At 70.2% G+C, this 17,579-nt stretch carries 20 protein-coding genes; 10 read left to right on the top strand and 10 right to left on the bottom strand.

The genetic code is table 11. The features are described from left to right. Nucleotides 1-62: 62 nt before the first annotated feature. The gene (locus ACWZJV_RS17970; RefSeq protein WP_040756893.1) at nt 63-884 is read right to left on the bottom strand and encodes a TatD family hydrolase; all 822 of its coding nucleotides are present in this window, start codon (nt 882-884) and stop codon (nt 63-65) included. Nucleotides 885-897: 13 nt separating this feature from the next. Next, nucleotides 898-1,746 (bottom strand): 16S rRNA (cytidine(1402)-2'-O)-methyltransferase, encoded by an 849-nt coding sequence (rsmI, locus tag ACWZJV_RS17965; RefSeq protein ID WP_457177588.1) that lies wholly within the window; start codon nt 1,744-1,746, stop codon nt 898-900. 33 nt (nt 1,747-1,779) lie between these two features. Here rsmI and ACWZJV_RS17960 point away from each other — a divergent pair, with 33 nt between their 5' ends. From ACWZJV_RS17960 to ACWZJV_RS17950, 3 genes are read left to right on the top strand one after another with little or no spacing between them, the layout of a single operon-like run. Beyond that, complete coding sequence (locus tag ACWZJV_RS17960) at nt 1,780-3,561, top strand: dolichyl-phosphate-mannose--protein mannosyltransferase (RefSeq protein WP_457177586.1); 1,782 nt, start codon at nt 1,780-1,782, stop codon at nt 3,559-3,561. Next, nucleotides 3,552-4,682: an N-acetylglucosamine-6-phosphate deacetylase gene (locus tag ACWZJV_RS17955; RefSeq protein ID WP_457177584.1), complete on the top strand. Its 1,131-nt coding sequence runs from the start codon at nt 3,552-3,554 to the stop codon at nt 4,680-4,682. Before ACWZJV_RS17960 ends, ACWZJV_RS17955 begins: the two co-directional genes overlap by 10 nt. 23 nt (nt 4,683-4,705) lie before the next feature. Continuing rightward, entirely contained in the window at nt 4,706-5,125 is a 420-nt protein-coding gene (locus tag ACWZJV_RS17950; protein WP_457177582.1) for a DUF3054 domain-containing protein, read from the top strand. 73 nt (nt 5,126-5,198) lie between these two features. Here the strand turns inward: ACWZJV_RS17950 and ACWZJV_RS17945 are convergent, their stop codons facing one another. The 4 genes from ACWZJV_RS17945 to ACWZJV_RS17930 form a co-directional block, all read right to left on the bottom strand. Next, a complete protein-coding gene (locus tag ACWZJV_RS17945; protein ID WP_457177580.1) occupies nt 5,199-5,951 on the bottom strand; it encodes an energy-coupling factor ABC transporter ATP-binding protein in 753 nt (250 codons plus the stop codon). After that, the gene (gene cbiQ, locus ACWZJV_RS17940; protein ID WP_457181964.1) at nt 5,948-6,559 is read right to left on the bottom strand and encodes a cobalt ECF transporter T component CbiQ; all 612 of its coding nucleotides are present in this window, start codon (nt 6,557-6,559) and stop codon (nt 5,948-5,950) included. Before cbiQ ends, ACWZJV_RS17945 begins: the two co-directional genes overlap by 4 nt. 166 nt (nt 6,560-6,725) lie before the next feature. Beyond that, complete coding sequence (locus ACWZJV_RS17935) at nt 6,726-7,061, bottom strand: PDGLE domain-containing protein (RefSeq protein ID WP_457177578.1); 336 nt, start codon at nt 7,059-7,061, stop codon at nt 6,726-6,728. Further along, nucleotides 7,058-7,750 carry an energy-coupling factor ABC transporter permease gene (locus ACWZJV_RS17930; RefSeq protein WP_040756896.1) on the bottom strand — a complete coding sequence of 231 codons (693 nt, stop codon included), beginning with the start codon at nt 7,748-7,750 and terminating at the stop codon, nt 7,058-7,060. The genes ACWZJV_RS17935 and ACWZJV_RS17930 overlap by 4 nt, the downstream gene beginning before the upstream one ends. A 182-nt stretch (nt 7,751-7,932) precedes the next feature. On the opposite strand from ACWZJV_RS17930, the gene ACWZJV_RS17925 reads away from it, so the two are divergent. The 6 genes from ACWZJV_RS17925 (at nt 7,933) to ACWZJV_RS17900 (ending at nt 13,837) form a co-directional block, all read left to right on the top strand. Further along, on the top strand, nt 7,933-9,159 hold the full coding sequence (locus ACWZJV_RS17925; RefSeq protein WP_457177576.1) for an acetyl-CoA C-acetyltransferase: 1,227 nt from the start codon (nt 7,933-7,935) through the stop codon (nt 9,157-9,159). 47 nt (nt 9,160-9,206) lie between these two features. Next, a complete protein-coding gene (locus ACWZJV_RS17920; RefSeq protein WP_008362620.1) occupies nt 9,207-10,004 on the top strand; it encodes a CoA transferase subunit A in 798 nt (265 codons plus the stop codon). A 3-nt stretch (nt 10,005-10,007) separates the two neighbouring features. Next, nucleotides 10,008-10,664: a CoA transferase subunit B gene (locus ACWZJV_RS17915; RefSeq protein ID WP_457177574.1), complete on the top strand. Its 657-nt coding sequence runs from the start codon at nt 10,008-10,010 to the stop codon at nt 10,662-10,664. Nucleotides 10,665-10,718: 54 nt separating this feature from the next. Next, nucleotides 10,719-11,117: a nuclear transport factor 2 family protein gene (locus tag ACWZJV_RS17910; protein ID WP_457177572.1), complete on the top strand. Its 399-nt coding sequence runs from the start codon at nt 10,719-10,721 to the stop codon at nt 11,115-11,117. A 41-nt stretch (nt 11,118-11,158) separates the two neighbouring features. Further along, on the top strand, nt 11,159-11,887 hold the full coding sequence (locus ACWZJV_RS17905) for a helix-turn-helix transcriptional regulator (RefSeq protein WP_457177570.1): 729 nt from the start codon (nt 11,159-11,161) through the stop codon (nt 11,885-11,887). A 96-nt stretch (nt 11,888-11,983) separates the two neighbouring features. After that, entirely contained in the window at nt 11,984-13,837 is a 1,854-nt protein-coding gene (locus ACWZJV_RS17900) for a CocE/NonD family hydrolase (RefSeq protein ID WP_457177568.1), read from the top strand. A gap of 31 nt (nt 13,838-13,868) precedes the next feature. Here ACWZJV_RS17900 and ACWZJV_RS17895 read toward each other — a convergent pair whose 3' ends face one another. The 4 genes from ACWZJV_RS17895 to ACWZJV_RS17880 form a co-directional block, all read right to left on the bottom strand. Then, a complete protein-coding gene (locus tag ACWZJV_RS17895; RefSeq protein WP_457177566.1) occupies nt 13,869-15,086 on the bottom strand; it encodes an MFS transporter in 1,218 nt (405 codons plus the stop codon). Nucleotides 15,087-15,157: 71 nt separating this feature from the next. Next, nucleotides 15,158-15,631 carry a MarR family winged helix-turn-helix transcriptional regulator gene (locus tag ACWZJV_RS17890; RefSeq protein ID WP_457177564.1) on the bottom strand — a complete coding sequence of 158 codons (474 nt, stop codon included), beginning with the start codon at nt 15,629-15,631 and terminating at the stop codon, nt 15,158-15,160. 110 nt (nt 15,632-15,741) lie between these two features. Beyond that, nucleotides 15,742-16,206, bottom strand: coding sequence for a glutathione peroxidase (locus ACWZJV_RS17885; RefSeq protein ID WP_008362629.1), 465 nt, complete (start codon nt 16,204-16,206; stop codon nt 15,742-15,744). Nucleotides 16,207-16,263: 57 nt separating this feature from the next. Beyond that, nucleotides 16,264-16,566, bottom strand: a complete 303-nt coding sequence (locus ACWZJV_RS17880; protein WP_008362630.1) for a hypothetical protein — start codon at nt 16,564-16,566, stop codon at nt 16,264-16,266. Nucleotides 16,567-16,752: 186 nt separating this feature from the next. On the opposite strand from ACWZJV_RS17880, the gene ACWZJV_RS17875 reads away from it, so the two are divergent. Next, nucleotides 16,753-17,577, top strand: coding sequence for a metal-dependent hydrolase (locus ACWZJV_RS17875; protein ID WP_008362632.1), 825 nt, complete (start codon nt 16,753-16,755; stop codon nt 17,575-17,577). The last annotated feature ends 2 nt before the right edge of the window (nt 17,578-17,579 follow it).

The following is a 17,579-nucleotide window of genomic DNA, read 5'->3' as shown; positions in this document are numbered from 1 at the left end:
ACAGAAGGGCCCGAGGCGATCGCCTCGGGCCCTTCTTCCGTCTGCCGGTCAGCGTCCGGAGATCACCAGGTGCCGCCGAAGGCGGTCTCGGTGTTGGTGTTGACGGCGTTGCAGAGCGCCTCGAGGTCGTCGCCGCGTACGTCGGCCATCACCCGCATCGTCGCCGGGATCATGTAGCTGGAGTTGATCGCGCCACGGTGGGGATGGGGCGTCAGGAACGGGGCGTCGGTCTCGACCAGGATGCGGTCCTGGGGCACGATCGCCAGGGCGTCGCGGAGGTACTGGGCGTTCTTGAACGTCACCGTGCCGGCGAAGGAGAGATAGGCGCCGCGGTCCAGGCACTGCCGGGCGAACTCGGCGTCGCCGGAGAAGCAGTGCATCACCCAGCGCTCCGGGGGACCGACGCTGTCGATCACCTCGAGCACCGCCTCGTGGGCGTCGCGGTCGTGGATCATCAGGGTCTTGTCGAGGCGCTTGGCGATGTCGATGTGGCGCCGGAACGAGTAGGCCTGGGTCTCGCGGCCCTCCTCGTCGGTGCGGAAGAAGTCCATCCCGGTCTCCCCCACCACGCGCACCTTGTCGTGCGCCCCGGCGAGCTTCTCGATCTCGTCGAGCGCCGCCTCGAGGTCGGGCTGGCGCGGAGCGTCGTTGGGGTGGAGCGCGACGCCGGCGACCATGTTGTCGTACGTCTCGGCCGCCTCGACCGCCCAGCGCGCGCCGGGCAGGTCGCAGCCGATCTGGACCACCCTGGTCACGCCGACCGCCGCCGCCTGGGCGAGCGCCTCCTCGACCGGGAGGCTCTCGTCGCCGCGGACGATGTCGAGGTGGGTGTGGTTGTCGACGACCGGTGCGGGAAGTGGCTCGGGTGCCGGGGCGAAGCTCATGCTCACCAGTCTTCTACACGCTCTTGTGGACGAGGTCGTAGACCTCACGTTTCGGTACGCCGGCGAGCTTGGCGACCTCGGCGATGGCCTCTTTCCGGGTGCGGCCCTCGCCCTCCAGGTCGGCCACGGCCTCGCGCAGGCTGTCCGGGTCGCTGCCGATCTCTGCGGACGGGTCGGCGCCGGTGACGACGATGGTGACCTCACCTCTCACGCCCTCGGCGGCCCAGGCCACCAGCTCGGCGAGGCCCCCGCGGCGTACTTCCTCGTGGGTCTTGGTGAGCTCACGGCAGACGGCGGCAGCGCGGGTGTCGCCGAAGGCTTCGCGCATGGCCTCCAGGGCCGCCTCGGTGCGGTGCGGAGCCTCGAAGAAGACCATGGTGCGCTCCTCCTTCGCCAGGCTCGCCAGACGCCGCGAGCGCTCGCCCGCCTTGCGCGGCAGGAAGCCCTCGAAGCAGAACCGGTCGACGGGGAGGCCGCTGACGGCCAGCGCGGTCAGGACGGCCGAGGGTCCGGGCACCGCGGTGACGTGTACGTCCTTCTCGACCGCCGCCGCGACCAGCCGGTAGCCGGGGTCGGAGACGGACGGCATGCCGGCATCGGTGACCAGGAGGACGCGGTTGCCGTCGAGGAGATCGGCGAGCAGCGCCGGCGTACGTGCGCTCTCGTTGCCCTCGAAGTAGGACACGATGCGGCCCTTGAGCTCGACCCCCAGATCGGTCGTCAGCCGACGCAGGCGACGGGTGTCCTCGGCGGCGACGACGTCCGCGGTGGCCAGCTCGGAGGCCAGGCGGGGCGGGGCGTCTTCGACACGTCCGATCGGGGTCGCCGCAAGTACGAGCACGCCGTCCTCTGGAACTACCACACCGATATTGTTGCAGGCTTATAAGGTTCCCTCGTGACGACGACGGTGACCGAGGAGCCGGAGCCCCTGGAGGGCCTGGCCAGCACCCCCTCGGGTCACCTCCTCCCGACCGCCTGGGAGCGCGCCCGGCGCCGCATCAGCGGCTCGCCGCGAGCCGGCTGGATGGCGACCATCGGGATCACCGCGCTCGCGTTCCTGCTGCGGCTGTGGCACCTGGGCACCCCGAAGGTCTTCGCCTTCGACGAGACCTACTACGCCAAGGACGCCTGGGCGCTGCTGGAGTTCGGCTACGCACGCAACTTCGTCGAGGGTGCCGACGAGAACATCCTGGCCGGCCAGCTCGACGGGCAGTTCGCCGACGGACCGTCGATGATCGTCCACCCCGACGTGGGCAAGTGGCTGATCGCGATCGGCATCAAGCTCTTCGGGATGGACCCGTTCGGCTGGCGGATCGCCTCGGTCGTGGTCGGCTCGCTCCTGGTGCTGCTGACGATCCGGTTCGTACGCCGCATCTCCGGGTCCATGCTGCTCGGCCTCGTCGGCGGCATCCTGGTCACCTTCGACGGGCTCGCCTTCGTGCTCTCCCGGCTGGCCCTGCTCGACCTCTTCGTCGCCTTCTTCCTCCTCCTCGCGGTGCACCTGATGGTGATGGACCGCGACTGGTGCCGGCGCCGGTTCTCGGGGCTCGCGCCCACCCAGCTCTCCGCGCCCGGCGCCTGGGGGCCGGTCCGGCGGATGCTGTTCCGCCCGTGGCTGCTCTGCTCGGGCATCGCCTGGGGCCTGGCCATCGGTTGTAAGTGGGAGGCGCTCTACCCGCTGGCCGCCTTCGGCCTCCTCTACGTGGCCTGGTCCGCCGGGATGCGGCGCTCCTTCGGCGTACGTCTCTCCTGGCTGCGCGCCTGTGTGGCCGACGGGCCGACGGCGTTCGTGCACCTGGTGGGCGTCGCGCTCGCGGTCTACGTGATGACCTGGATCCCGTGGATGGCCCACGCCGACGTCTACGAGGGCGCGCTCTCGGCGACGCAGTACACCCGCTACACCGGCGAGGGGCACTGCGAGAACAAGTCGTACGTCCCCGAGAACCTCAACGACAACCGCTGGCCGACCGCGACCGAGCCGGACGCCTCTGGCCTCGGCGAGGTCAGTCAGTCGCTGCGGTCGCTCTGGTACTACCACCGCGACGTCTACACCTTCCACACCCACTTCCTGGAGTGCGCCGAGCACACCTACGGCTCGCATCCGATCGGCTGGCTCGTCCTGAACCGGCCGGTCGGGGTCGCCGCCGACACCGGGATCCTGTCGGGCTCGAAGTCGCGTGGCGAGATGTGCGAAGCGACACCCTCGGCCGATCCCGACGGCAACGGTCCCGAGGAGGCGGGGACGTGCCTGCGGCAGGTGCTGCTGCTCGGCACCCCGGTGCTGTGGTGGGGCGCGTTCGTCGCGCTGATCGTCTCGGCGTTCCTCTGGGTCGCCGCGCGCGACTGGAGGTTCGGGGTCGCCGTCGTCGGGGTGCTGTCGACGTGGCTGCCGTGGCTGCAGTACGCCGGGCGGCCGATCTTCTCCTTCTACATGATCATCGCGCTGCCGTTCCTCGTGCTCGGCCTGTGCCTGTGCCTGGGCAAGCTGCTCGACCGGCCGCCGTCTCCGGTCGGCGGCAGCTCCGGTCACCGCCGTCGGGTCGGTGGCGCCGTCGCCGGAGGCATCTTCGTGGTGCTGGTCGTCCTCAACTTCGCCTGGTTCTGGCCCATCTACACCGACGAGCTGCTCACCCGGCAGGAGTGGCTGACGAGGATCTGGTTCAAGCGATGGATCTAGACCATGTGGTACGCGGCCGGGTGCCGCGGCCGGGAGGCTTCGACGACCTCGTCGTGACCGTCTCCGCCGGGGTCGTCACCGATGTGCGGACCGCCGTGGACGGTGATCCGGAATCGTCCGGGATCCTGCTGCCCGGTCTGGTGGACATCCACAACCACGGTGGTGGTGGCGCGTCCTTCCACTCCACCTCGTCCGACGAGATCGCCGTCGCTGCCGGGGTCCACCATGCCGCCGGTACGACCACGTTGCTCGCCTCGACCGTGACCGACGCGCCTGAGCGGTTGCTGTCGGTGGTCTCGGCCTTGGCCACCGCCGCGGAGGACGGGCTGATCGCCGGGATCCACATGGAGGGGCCGTTCCTGGAGCACTCCTGCCGCGGGGCGCACGATCCCGAGCTGCTGCGGGCACCGGATGCCGGGCTCGCCCGCGAGCTCGTCGATGCCGCGCGCGGGCAGCTGCGGGTGATGACCGTGGCGGCGGAGCTCCCCGGCGCCGACGAGGTCGCCGCGGTGCTCACCGAGGCCGGGGTCGTGGTGGCGCTGGGCCACACCGCCGCCTCCGCCGCTCAGGCCCGCGCGTTCCTCGCCGGACCGGGCGGTCTGGTCACCCATCTGTTCAACGGGATGCCGCCCGCGCACCATCGCTCTCCTGGACCTGTGCTCGGGTCCCTGGGAGCCGCGGGTGTGGGAGACGCCTGCGTGGAGCTGATCGCGGACGGCGTACACCTCGACGACGAGACGGTCCGGGCGGTGATGTCGATGGTGCCCGGCTCGGTCGTGCTCGTCACCGACGCGATGGCTGCGGCCGGGATGGCCGACGGCGACTACCAGCTCGGCCCGCTGTCCGTGGAGGTACGCTCCGGGGTCGCCCGAGTCGCCGACGGGACCGGCAACGGGTCGATCGCCGGTGGCACCTCGCGCCTCATCGACCAGGTACGCCGCCACGCGGCCGCCGGGATCGACCTGGCCATGCTCATGAAGGCTGCCGGTCTGCGGCCGGCCTCGGTGGTCGGGCTCGACGCGGGCCGCCTCGAGCCCGGTGCCCGCGCCGACCTGGTGGTCACCGACGAGTCGCTGCAGCCGACCCGGGTGATGCGCGGCGGGGCCTGGCTGTCCGCGTAGGCCGGGCTCGTATCCTGAGCACCATGTCCTCCACGGAGTCCTCCTCCCCACTCGTCGCCGGGCTCGTGCCGAAGTGGGCGGTCGCGGCCTTCGCGGTCGACGTCTTCTTCGTGCTCCTCTTCGCCTTCGCCGGGCGCCAGTCGCACGACTCCGGGCCGGCGCTCGTCGTGCTCCGCATCGCCTGGCCGTTCCTGGTCGGCCTCGTCGTCGCCTGGGCCGTGCTGGCCTGGCGCCGCTGGCCCGCGCTCCGCGCCTGGCCGGCGGGCGTGGTCGTCTGGCTGGGGACGTACGCCATCGGGATGGTGCTGCGCGGCCTCACCGGCGAGGGCCTCGCGCCGGCGTTCCTCGTCGTCTCGATCCTCTTCCTCGGCCTCACCCTGGTCGGCTGGCGTGGCTACGTCAGCGCCAAGCTCCACTACCGCTCGAGGCGCCTCGCCGAATAGGTAGTTGCGGCGGACGAGACCGTCGAAGTGGCGGACGAGACTGTGGTTTCGTCGCCCAGAACTGCAGTCTCGGCTAGAGGGTGGCGGCAGCGGCGACGGGGTCGAAGCCGAAGGGGAGCTCCAGGCGGTGGGCGCGCATCAGGTCGGCGTTGGAGAGCACATCGACCGTACGGCCCTCGGCGGCCACGACGCCGCCGTCGAGGATGACGGAGCGCTCGCAGAGCTCGAGGGCGTACGGCAGGTCGTGGGTGACCATCAGGACGGTGACGTCGAGGTCGCGGAGGATGTCGGCGAGCTCGCGGCGGGAGGCCGGGTCGAGGTTGGAGGACGGCTCGTCGAGGACCAGGATCTCGGGGTCCATCGCGAGCACGGTGGCCACCGCGACCCGGCGGCGCTGGCCGAAGGAGAGATGGTGGGGCGGCCGGTCGGCGAAGTCCTCCATGCCGACCTTCGCGAGCGCCTCGGTGACCTTCGCGTCGAGGGCCTCGCCGCGCAGGCCGAGGTTGGCGGGGCCGAAGGCGACGTCCTCGCGCACGGTGCCCATGAAGAGCTGGTCGTCGGGGTCCTGGAAGACGATGCCGACGCGGCGGCGGATCTCCTTGATGTTGGCCTTGGTGACCGGCAGGCCGCTCACCGCGACCGATCCCGCGCCGGCGAGGTGGATGCCGTTGAGGTGGAGTACCAGCGTCGTCTTGCCGGCCCCGTTGGGCCCCAGCAGCGCCACCCGCTCGCCACGGTGGACGTGCAGGTCGACACCGAAGAGCGCCTGATGGCCGTCGGGGTAGGCGAAGGCGAGGCCGCGTACGTCCAGGACTGGAGTGGTCACCGGGGCATTCTCCCTGTGTAGCCGCGCGAGACCATGGCCAGGTGCACCCGCTCACCGCGCTCGAAGGAACGGATGAACAGCGCGCCGACCGAGCGGGCGAGCACCGGCCAGTGGAGCGGATTTCGGGCCACGAAGCCTCGGGAGGCGCGCGCCACCGCCATCCGGCGCATCTCGTCGGTCACCACCTCCAGGTAGCGCACCATGAACGCCATGATCTGCACCAGCTGCTGAGGTAGCCGCAGCCTCTCTAGGCCGTGGACCAGCTCCTGCGGTGTCGTCGTCGCGGCCAGCAGCAGGCCCGCGATCACGCCGAGCGTGCCCTTGGCCAGCAGCCCCCACGCCGAGAGCAGCCCCGACTCGCTCAGGCTCAGCCCGAGCACGTCGATCCGCGGCCCGTGGGAGATGAACGGCATCAGCACCGCGAAGACCACGAACGGCGTCTCCACCACCATCCGCTTCAGCACCCATCCCGAACGCACCCGGCCCACCGCCCCGACCGTCACCAGGACGGCGAGGAAGATTCCGTACGCAGCGAACCACTCCCGCGGGGTCGCCACCACCACGAGCATGAAGCCGACCAGGGCCAGCACCTTCAGATGGGCGGGCAGGGCATGTCCGACGATGCGGCGTCGAGCTGAGCGTCGTCCAGCGCGTGTGCCGGCAAGGCGGAGGAGGGAGGCGGCCCGGGGTTGGCCGACGACCGACGACAACGCCGCCGGGACGCGTGATGGGCGGCGCTCAGGCGACGCTTCCGAATCGTGGGACATGCCCTGATCAGGCCTCGTCGGAGGAGCTGCTGGATCGGCGGCGCACGACCATCGCCAGGCCGCCTGCGAACAGGAGCACGACGACGGTGCCGATCACGCCGGCCAACCCGCCGGAGAGCCGCTCGTTGTCGACACCCTTCGTGCCGTAGTCGGCCAGCGGGCCGGCGGCGGCGCCGTGGTCGGAGGCGCTGTCGAGGAAGCCGGTCTTGCCGGCGACGTACTCGAGGCCGTCGGGGTGGGCGGAGGCGTAGTAGGAGACCACGCCGGCCAGGAGCAGGGCGACGACGGCGATGCCGACGGCGACCCACTTGAACGGGACGTGCTTCTTCGTCGTCGTGCTCATGCCACCGACTCCTTGGGCTTGATGACCAGGTCGCGCTCGGTGATCACGCCTCGGGCGGCGTAGACGAGGTCGGGGCGTACGGACAGGATCGCGCCGACCGCGAGGAACGTGATCACGCCCTCGCCCAGGCCGATGAGGGTGTGCCAGCCGAGCATCGCGGTGGCCAGCGTCGTCAGCGAGATGTCGGCGGTGCCGCCGACGGCGTAGAGCGCGGTGAAGACGAGGGCGGCCGCAGGGACGGAGACGAAGGCACCGATCGCCGCGGCGGGCGCGACCAGGCCGACCCGCTTCGGCAGCACCGTGATCAGCACCCGGCTCACCAGCCAGCCGACGACCACCGTGGTGACGGCCATGAGCAGGATGTTGGTGCCGAGGGCGGTGATCCCGCCGTCGGCGAAGAGCAGCGACTGCACGATCAGCACGACCGAGACGCACAGCACCCCGGTCCACGGCCCCACCAGCACGGCCGCGAGGGCGCCGCCCATCAGGTGTCCGCTCGTGCCGGCCCCCACCGGGAAGTTGAGCATCTGGGTCGCGAAGACGAACGCGGCGACGAGGCCGGCCAGCGGAGCGGTCTTGTCGTCGAGCTCGCGGCGCGCGCCGCGCAGCGCGACGCCGACCGCGACGACGGCGACAGCGCCGGTGGCGATCGACGTCGGAGCGTCGAGGAAGCCGTCGGGGACGTGCATGGTCACCTCTGGGATCTGCGTGGGGTCGGTCGAAGGGGAGCCCGAGAACTGCTAACGCGAACTTATCGCAATAGCCTCGCCCGCGCACTGTCCGGTCGGGTAGTGGATCAAGACGTCAGAGGTGTCAATCGACGCCAAATGAATACTTCTCAAGTCATGACTGTCCGCGTAACGTCGAGGGCATGAGCAGTGCCGCCAACGACATCGTCATCTGCGAGCCCCTCCGCACCCCGGTCGGCCGCTTCCTCGGCGCTCTGGCGCCCCTGACCGCCACCGAGCTCGCCACCACCGTGCTGCGCGAGCTGGTCGAGCGCACCGGCCTGCAGGAGGGCGACGTCGACGACGTCATCCTCGGCAACGGCTACGCGAACGGCGAGAACCCCGCGATCGGCCGCATCGCGGCCCTCGACGCCGGCCTCGGCACCGGCGTCCCCGGCCTCCAGATCGACCGCCGCTGCGGCTCGGGCCTGCAGGCGATCCTGTACGCCGCGGGCTCGGTCGCCACAGGCGCGGCCAACCTGGTCATCGCCGGTGGCGCGGAGTCGATGTCCAACGTCGAGCACTACGCGCTCGGACTGCGCGGCGGGGTGAAGCAGGGCGGCATCGAGCTGCTCGACCGCCTCGACCGGGCCCGCGAGACCGCGGGCGGCAAGGACCACCCGATCCCCGGCGGCATGATCGAGACCGCTGAGAACCTGCGCCGTGAGTACGGCATCTCCCGCGAGGAGCAGGACGAGTTCGCGCTGCGGTCCAACCAGCGCGCCGTGGCCGCCCACGAGGCCGGCAAGTTCGCCGACGAACTGGTCCCGGTGACCGTCCCCGGCGGGCGCCGCAAGCCCGACGTGGTGGTCGACCGCGACGAGCACCCGCGCGCCGACATCTCCCTGGAGAAGCTCGCCTCGCTGCGCCCGGTCCGGCTGAAGATCGACGAGGAGTCGACGGTCACCGCGGGCAACGCCTCCGGCCAGAACGACGGCGCCGCGATGTGCGTCGTGACCACCCGCGCCGAGGCCGAGAGGCGTGGCCTGACTCCCCTGCTGACGCTCAAGTCGTGGGCCGTCAGCGGCTGCGAGCCCGAGCGGATGGGCATCGGCCCCGTCCTCTCCAGCCGCGCCGCGCTCGGCCGGGCCGGGCTCACCCTCGACGAGATCGACCTGATCGAGCTCAACGAGGCGTTCGCCGCCCAGGTCCTCGCCGTGCTGCGCGAGTGGAAGATCGACGCCACCGACGTGCGGCTCAACCCCAACGGCTCGGGCATCTCGCTGGGCCACCCGATCGGCGCGACCGGCGCCCGCATCCTCGCCACCGCTGCCTATGAGGCGCAGCGCCGCGAGGCTCGGTACGTCCTGGAGACGATGTGCATCGGTGGCGGGCAGGGCCTCGCGGCGGTGTTCGAGTCGGTCCGCTGAGCAGCCGGCACGCTTCGTACGGAAAATCTCGAGAGAGCAGAGAAGACATGGGTCTGGACAAGGTGGTCGGGTCGGCCGCGGAGGCGGTCGCCGACATTCACAGCGGGGCCAGCCTGGCCGTGGGCGGCTTCGGGCTGGTGGGCATCCCCTGGTTCCTGATCGAGGCGCTGCGCGAGCAGGGGGCGGACGACCTGATGGTCGTCTCCAACAACTGCGGCGTCGACGGTGCGGGGCTCGGGCTGCTGCTCGACGACCACCGCATCTCCCGCGTGATCGCGAGCTACATCGGCGAGAACAAGGAGTTCGGCCGGCAGTACCTGGCCGGCGAGATCACCCTCGAGCTCACCCCGCAGGGCACCCTCGCCGAGCGGATGCGCGCCGGCGGCAGCGGGATCGGCGCGTTCTACACCCCGACGGGCGTCGGCACGATGGTCTCCGACGGCGGCCTGCCCTACCGCTACAACCCCGACGGCACGGTCGCCGAGGCCTCCGAGCCGAAGGAGGTCCGGGAGTTCCACGGCAAGCAGATGGTGCTCGAGGAGGGCATCATCACCGACTTCGCGCTGGTGCGCGCGACCCGCGTCGACCGGGCCGGCAACGCCCAGTTCAACGCCTCCACGCGCAACTTCAACGTGCCCGCCGCGATGGCCGGACGCGTGACGATCGTCGAGGCCGAGGAGGTCGTCGAGGTCGGTGAGATCGCCCCCGCCGACGTACATCTCCCGGGCATCTTCGTGAAGCGGATCGTCGCCCTGACTCCCGAGCAGGCGGCACGGAAAGACATCGAGAAGCGTACGACGCGCGGCGAGCGCCCCACCGAGACCGCATCGAGCAAGGAGGCCTGAGTCATGGCTTGGGACCGCAACCAGATGGCCGCGCGCGCCGCGCAGGAGCTCCAGGACGGCGACTACGTCAACCTCGGGATCGGCCTGCCGACGCTGATCCCCGACTACATCCCCGAGACCTCGACGGTCGTGCTGCACGCCGAGAACGGCATCCTCGGCGTCGGCCCGTTCCCCTACGAGGACGAGGTCGACCCCGACCTGATCAACGCCGGCAAGCAGACCGTGACCGTGCTCGCCGGGGCGTCCTACTTCGACTCCGCCACCTCGTTCGCGATGATCCGCGGGGGCCACATCGACGTCGCCGTGCTCGGCGCGATGCAGGTCTCCGTCAACGGCGACATCGCCAACTGGATGGTGCCCGGCCAGATGGTCAAGGGCATGGGCGGCGCGATGGACCTCGTCTCCGGCGCCGGGCGCGTGATCGTGCTGATGGAGCACGTCACCAAGAAGGGTGCCCCCAAGCTGCTGGAGGCCTGCGACCTGCCGCTGACCGGCCGCGGGATCGTGAAGCGGGTCATCACGGACCTCGGGGTTCTCGATGTCACCGGCGAGGCGTTCGAGCTCGTCGAGCTGGCGCCCGGGGTGACGTACGACGAGGTCGTGGCGGCCACGGGCGGGAAGGTCGTGGACCGCACCGCGCCGAGCGTCGCCGGCGTCTGATCGGTCGAACAACTCCGACACACCGTTGTCGCCCCGGTGACTCAGGGTGGGCACATGACCGAGTTCATGCACCCTACGACCGACGCCACGGCTCGACGCTCGCTCGACCTGTGGTTGACCATGTGGAACACCGACGGCGACATCGCCCGCCGCATCTGTGCCGACGACTTCCGGATCCACTTCGCCATGACCGAGGCCGACGGCTCGACCCCCGCGGACGACATCCGCTCCGCCGAGGACTTCGCGCGGTATCTCGACTGGTGGCACGGGCAGCACCCCGGTGTCGTGTTCACGACGGTCGCCGATGCGATCGACGGCGACCACGGACGGCTGCTCTGGGACATGCAGGCCGGCGACCTGCTCGTCGGCGGCGTCGACGTCTTCGACTTCGACACCGACGGCCGGGTCCGGCGGGTCTGGTCGGTCGGCGGCCAACGAAGCATGCGGAGCTGACGCGCGGGCTCACCGTCGGTGGCCACTGGAAGAATGCGAGCGTGAAGCGAGCCGAGCGGCAGTACGCACTGGTCGACCTGCTCCGCGGAGCACGTCGACCATGGTCCGCTGCTCGGCTCGCGGCCGAGTTCGAGGTCTCCTCGCGCACGATCGAGCGCGACATCAGATCCCTCCAGCTCGCCGGCGTCCCGATCTACGCGGACCACGGCGCGCAGGGTGGCTACCTGATCCTGCGCGAGTACTCGCTCCCGCCGCTGAACCTCTCCGCGGCCGAGTCGCTGGCCGTCCTGGCGGGTCTCGGGCTGCTCGAGTCGTCGCCCTACCAGGGAGCGGCCCGGCGAGCCCGGGCGAAGATCACGGCGGTCATGGCCGAGGAGCACCGCGACTCGGTGGCCGAGATGCTCGGGATGATCCAGGTCATCGAACCCGGTGCCCCGAACGACGGCAGCGTGCCGCTCGGCATGCTGTCCGACGTCGTCACGGCACGCCGCGTCGTACGCCTCACCTACCGCGGCGAGAGCGCGGACGATAGCGCCGACGGGAGCCTGGGCGGCCCCGTGACCACTGTCCGTGACGTGGAGACCATGGGGCTCCTCCGTGCCGACGACACCTGGCTCCTCGTCGGGTGGTGCCGCCTTCGTGCCGCGATCCGCGGATTCCGGATCGGGCGGATCGCCCGGCTCGAGATCCTCGACGAGGTGCCGCCTGCCCGCGATCCGTCGCTCCTGGAGGCCGACCTCGCCCGCTGGCCCACGCGACGTCTCGGATGAGCCACGCCCGCCGGTCACCGAACCGGCTCAGTTGCGTAACCCTCGTTTACATTCATCGTTTCACTCTGTGATCCCCACCACACCTTGGAGTGAGTGATGAACCTCGGACTCGTCTCGGTCCTCTTCCCGTTCTTGGCGCTCGTCATGAGCTTCCTCCCCGCCGTCGGCCCGGCGAACGGCACGGGCTCGCCGGGGTCGACCGCGCCACCGGCCGTGTCGGCGTCGCAAGCGCGGGGCACCGAGTCCGCGGCACGGTCGAGTGCGTGGAAGCCGCGGCTGGCGACGTACGGCGTGGTCGTGGAGAAGGACGTCGAGATCACGATGTCCGACGGCGTGGTGCTGCGCGCCGACATCCACCGTCCGGCGAAGGCGGACGGCACCGCGGCGGCCGGCCGGTTCCCGGTGATCCTGACGCAGAACCCCTACAACAAGAACGTCGCGGGCGGGGGCGGCGACTACTTCGTGCAGCGGGGGTACGTCTTCGTCCAGACCGACGTACGCGGCACCGGCTCCTCCGCCGGGCAGTGGGACGCGTTCGGCGACCGCGAGCAGAAGGACGGCCTCGAGGTGGCCAACTGGGCGACCTCGACGAAGCGCCCGTGGAGCAACGGCGAGCTTGGCCTGTGGGGCCCGTCCTACATGGCGATCAACCAGTTCTTCACCGCCGCCCAGCACCCGCGCGGGTTGAAGGCGATGTTCCCGATCGTGCCCGCCGGCGACGTCTACCGTGACGTCGTCGCCTCCGGCGGGCAGATCGACGCCGGCTTCATCCCGCTGTGGTTCGGGCTGGTCACCGGATCGGGACTGGTGCCGCCGGCCGTCAACAAGACCCGCCCGGAGGCCACGCTGACCACGTTGCTGCAGCACGTCGGCGGCGCGCTCGGGTTCCAGGTGCCCATGCTCGTCGGTGCGGCGCTGGGGAGCGACGCGGGCTACGACGGGCCGTTCTACACGAAGCGCTCGCCGCTGAGCGTGGTCGACGAGATCGATGTGCCGACGTTCGTCACGGCCGGGCAATACGACATCTTCCAGCGCGGCACCCCGATGCTCTTCGACCGGATGCAGCAGAACGGGGTCGACACCAAGCTGCTCATCGGTCCGTGGACCCACGCCGAGGCCGCGACCGCAGCCGGTCTGGACGGCAGCGGGATCAACAGCCTCGACGAGATGGCGCTGCGGTGGTTCGACACGCACATCAAGGACATCCCCGACGCGGCCCTCGACACGGACGTCGCCCCGGTGACCTACCACGAGATCGGGTCCGGGAAGTGGCGCACGATGAAGTCGTGGCTCGGGAGCGAGGTCCGGGCTAGGACGTACGCCCTCGGGTCGGACCTGAAGCCGGTCGGCGGCGACACCATCGTGCCGCTGCCGGTGCAGGGGCTGTGCTCCCGCAGCACCGCACAGTGGACCGCGGGCGCCCTCGCGATCCCCGGCTGCGTGACCGACAACCGGATCAACGACGCGCTCGGGGTCTCCTACGAGACCGCTCCGGCCACCTCTCGCACGGCCTTCTCCGGGCCGCTCAACGCGGACCTGTCCGTCTCCACGACCGGTACCGACGGACTGATCTCGGTCTCCGTCGAGGACGTCGCTCCCGACGGCTCCGTCGACCGCATCACCGGCGGCTGGCAGACCCTGCGCCACCGCGCCGTGATCCCGTCGAGGTCGCGGACGCTCAACGGCCAGGTCGTCCAGCCCTGGCACCCCTTCACCCGAGAGGCCGAGCAGGCGGTCGTACCGGGCCGGATCTATCGCGTTCCCGTCGAGGTCTTCCCGACCGGCGCGGTGATCGAGAAGGGCCACCGCCTCCGGGTCACCGTCCACTCCTACGACGTCCCGCACCTGCTGCCCAACGTCAAGCAGTTGGTCCGAGGCGTGGCCGGCGTGGTCACGGTCCATCACACGGCGGCGAACCCCTCGACGCTGGTCCTCCCGGTCCGGAGGTAGCGCCGAGGGGCACGGCCCTGGCATCGAGAGCTCAGAGACTGGCTTCTTCCGGCACGCGCTCGGAGACCTTCGGGTCCCGGGCGCGTGCGGCGTTCACGAGCAGGTACGCCGCGACCGCCGCCCCCACGGCCAACGCGATCGCCGCCGAGGCGTAGGCGGTGCCGTAGCCGGAGGTCGTGACCAGGCCCGCGGCGATCAGGGTGCCGATGAACCCGCCGGCCTGCTGGGTGGTCGTGGTCAGGCCCGAGCCGATCCCGGCGTGCTCCGGCGCCAGCGCGCCCATCGCCAGCGCCGTGACCTGCGGCATCGCGAGTCCGAAGCCCAGGCCCATCACGACCGCGCCGGGAAGGACGTCGAACGCGAAGCTGCCGGCCTCCGGCAGGCGAACGAGGTAGACCATGCCGGCGACGAAGCCGAGCACACCGGCGACCAGGACCCGCTCCGAGCCGAACCGCTCGGCCAGCGTGGCGCTGAAGCCCAGGCTCGCGACCGCGATCACCGCGCTGACCGGGAGGAACGCCAGGCCGGTCGCGAGCGCCCCGAAGCCGAGGACGTCCTGAAGGTAGAGCGTGGTGACGAACTGGAAGGTGAACCCGGCGAAGGTCAGGGTCAGCAGGATCAGGTTCGCGAGGGCGAACCGGCGCTCGGCGAACAGGCCGCGCGGGAGCAGGCCACCCTTGGCACCGGTGCGCGGCGTACCTTCCACCGCGCGGAGCGCGACGATCAGCGCGACGATCCCGACCGGCACGTTGATCAGGAACGCCCAGCGCCAGGACGCGACCTCGGTGAGTACGCCACCCAGGACCGTCCCCACCGAGGCACCGATCGATCCGACGAAGGCGAGCACGGCGAAGGCACGGAGGCGGTCGCGGGTCTCGGAGTAGAGGCCCGCGATCATGCCGAGCACCACGGCCGAGGCGATGCCGCCGCCGAGACCCTGGACGAACCGGGCGGCGACCAGGGACGTCGGGTCCCAGGCGAGACCGCACCATGCCGACGCGAGCGTGAAGATGCTCAGCCCGGCGAGGAAGACGGGGCGGGTCCCGAAGGCGTCGCCGGCCCGGCCTGCCGGGAGCAGGACGAGCGCGAAGGCGAGGAGGAAGCCGTTGACGATCCAGGCCAGCGAGGTGTCGCCGAAGCCGAGGTCGTCACGGATGGCAGGAAGGGCGACGGTCACGACCGTGCCGTCGAGGATCACCATCAGCTGAGTTGCTGCGAGGGTCGCGAGCGCGACTGTCTTGGTCGTCATAGATACGACCATAGAAGATTGTTTGTTATGAAACAATCTATTTCTGGATATTCGTTTGTGAGACCTATTTCTCAGCGAGCCGATGCAGGCGCACGGCGTCGCAGCGTCATCGTGTGCGACGGCGTGGCCCAGGGCCCCTCGACCAGGTGCTGCAGCGCCTCGAGGAACGCCTCAGCCTCGCTCGGCGCCAGGCTCTCGAGGGCCTTGGCGACGGTCGCGTTGTAGACCTTCGAGGCCTCCTTGAGCGCCTTCGCGCCGGCCGGGGTGAGCGCGACGATGCGAGCCCGGCGGTCGGTGCTCGAGACACGTCGCTCGGCGAGGCCGCGGCGCTCCAGGTTGTCGAGGGTGGTGACCATCGTGGTCTTGTCGAGCATCGCCATCTCGGCCACGGCGTTCTGGGTGTACTCCCCCTCGGCGGCCTTCATCAGCACGCAGTACTCCCGCACCGAGAGCTCCAGGTCCGCCAGCGCCTCGCCGACCTGGGCCGCGAAGGCGTGGGCCGACTGGTTGAGCAGGAACAGCAGGTCAATACGTGGTCCGGTCATGAACCAGATCTTAACGAACCATCTGATACGGAACTATCTTCTGATCAACTATCTATGCAGAACGGCGCCCGACCCCGGCATATCGGGATCGAGCGCCGTCCGGCATCGCCTCAGAGATACTGGGCGAGGTCCGCCTGGATCTCTTCAGGCGTCACCTGCGGCTCGTAGCGCTTGACGACCTCGCCCTCGCGACCGATGAGGAACTTGGTGAAGTTCCACTGGATGTCGCCCGGCGCCTCGGCACGAAGGAACTCGTAGAGCGGAGCAGAGTTCTCCCCGTTGACATCGATCTTGGAGAGGACCGGGAACGTCACGTCGTAGGTCGTCTTGCAGAACTCCTGGATCTCGTCGTCGGTGCCGGGCTCCTGACCCATGAACTGGTTGCACGGGAACCCGATGACCTCGACGCCGGAGTCGCTGGTGGCGCGATAGAGCGCCTCGAGACCCTCGTACTGCGGCGTCAGACCGCACTTGCTGGCTACGTTGACGATCAGCAGCAGCTTGCCCTTGTAGTCACCGAGCGAGACGGTGCTGCCATCAGCGGCGGTCACTTCGAAGTCGTACGTGGTGGTCACAGGTCTCTCTCCTCGATCGAGTTGCGGTGCAGGGGGACAACCTTGCTCGCCCCGAGGTTATGCCCCGCGCTGATGCGGGACCGACGAGGCCTCCTCGGCCAGGCGGCGGTCGCGCGCGACCGTCATGATCGCGGCCGACATCCACTCGAGCGCCTCAGGCATCTCGAAGGCGATCTCCTCGAGCAGCGTCGGCATGTCGTGACGCCCGACCGAGAGGAGCATCTCGCTCAGCGATCCGTCGGGCGCGGCGACCATGAACCGGAACTCGATCGCCTCGGGGGTCACCGTGGCCGCGCACCGGCTGGTCTCGAACGTCCACGGCGCACGGCGGGCCTGGCCCTGGGTGCCGGGAGTCGTCATGACCGCGCATCATATTCAGGTTGCCGCCCCGCCCGCACCCCTTTCACGCCTCGGATCACCCCTCGAACAGTGATTCGAATCTCGCCACGAGACACACCACCCCAACGCACGCGCAGGACGCCGACGACCGGTACGTTCATCCGCGGTCATACGGCGGGGGAACACTGGAGAGGGACACAACTTCACATGATGGGCGGGCATCACGCGGCCTCCGGGGCTGCCGCGTGGATCGCAGTGACATCGTCGGCACCGATCGCGTTCGGGTGGTATCCGGGCGTATCGGACGTGGGCGTGATGACCGGCACCCTGGTGTGCGCCGGCGCCGCGCTGCTTCCGGACGCGGACCACCACAACGGCACGATCGCCAACTCGCTGCCACCGGTCTCGGATGGCGTGACGAGGATCGTCGGACAGGTCTCCGGCGGCCACCGCAACGGCACCCACTCGATCCTCGGCGTGCTCGCCTTCACCGGCCTCGCCTGGGGCGCAGGCACGCTCTCCCTCCAGACCGAGCGCTTCGGCAGCATCCTGATCGGCCCGGGCATCATGTGCGTCCTGCTGGTCGCCTTCGCGATGAACGCGCTGAAGCTCACCCGCCGAGGGTTCGTCTGGCCCTGGGTCTCCGCGGTGACGCTGGCCACGGTGATCGCGATCTTCGCGCCCGAGGAGTGGTGGTGGATGCCGTTCTCGGTCGCGCTGGGCTGCGTCGTCCATCTCCTCGGCGACTTCGTGACCACGATGGGGATCCCGTTGTTCTGGCCGATCGCACCCAAGCCACCCAGGTGGGTCCGCCGCAACAAGTGGCTGCCCTTCGACAACATGTGGACCCGGGGCGGCAACTTCGCCCTCCCGATCCTCGGCGACGCCGGCTCCATCCGGGAGTGGGTCGTGATGACGCCGATCAGCCTCTACGCGATCGTCGGCTTCGGCTGGGCGCTGCTGAGCCAGATGGGCTTCGACGTGGAGAGCCGCTGGGACGTCCTGGTCTCGAACCTCAGCACCCTCGTCTGATC

The organism is Nocardioides sp. WG-D5, assembly GCF_054031175.1.
Note: the sequence above shows the minus strand (reverse complement) of the source record. Positions and strands in the feature narration are given on the sequence as shown.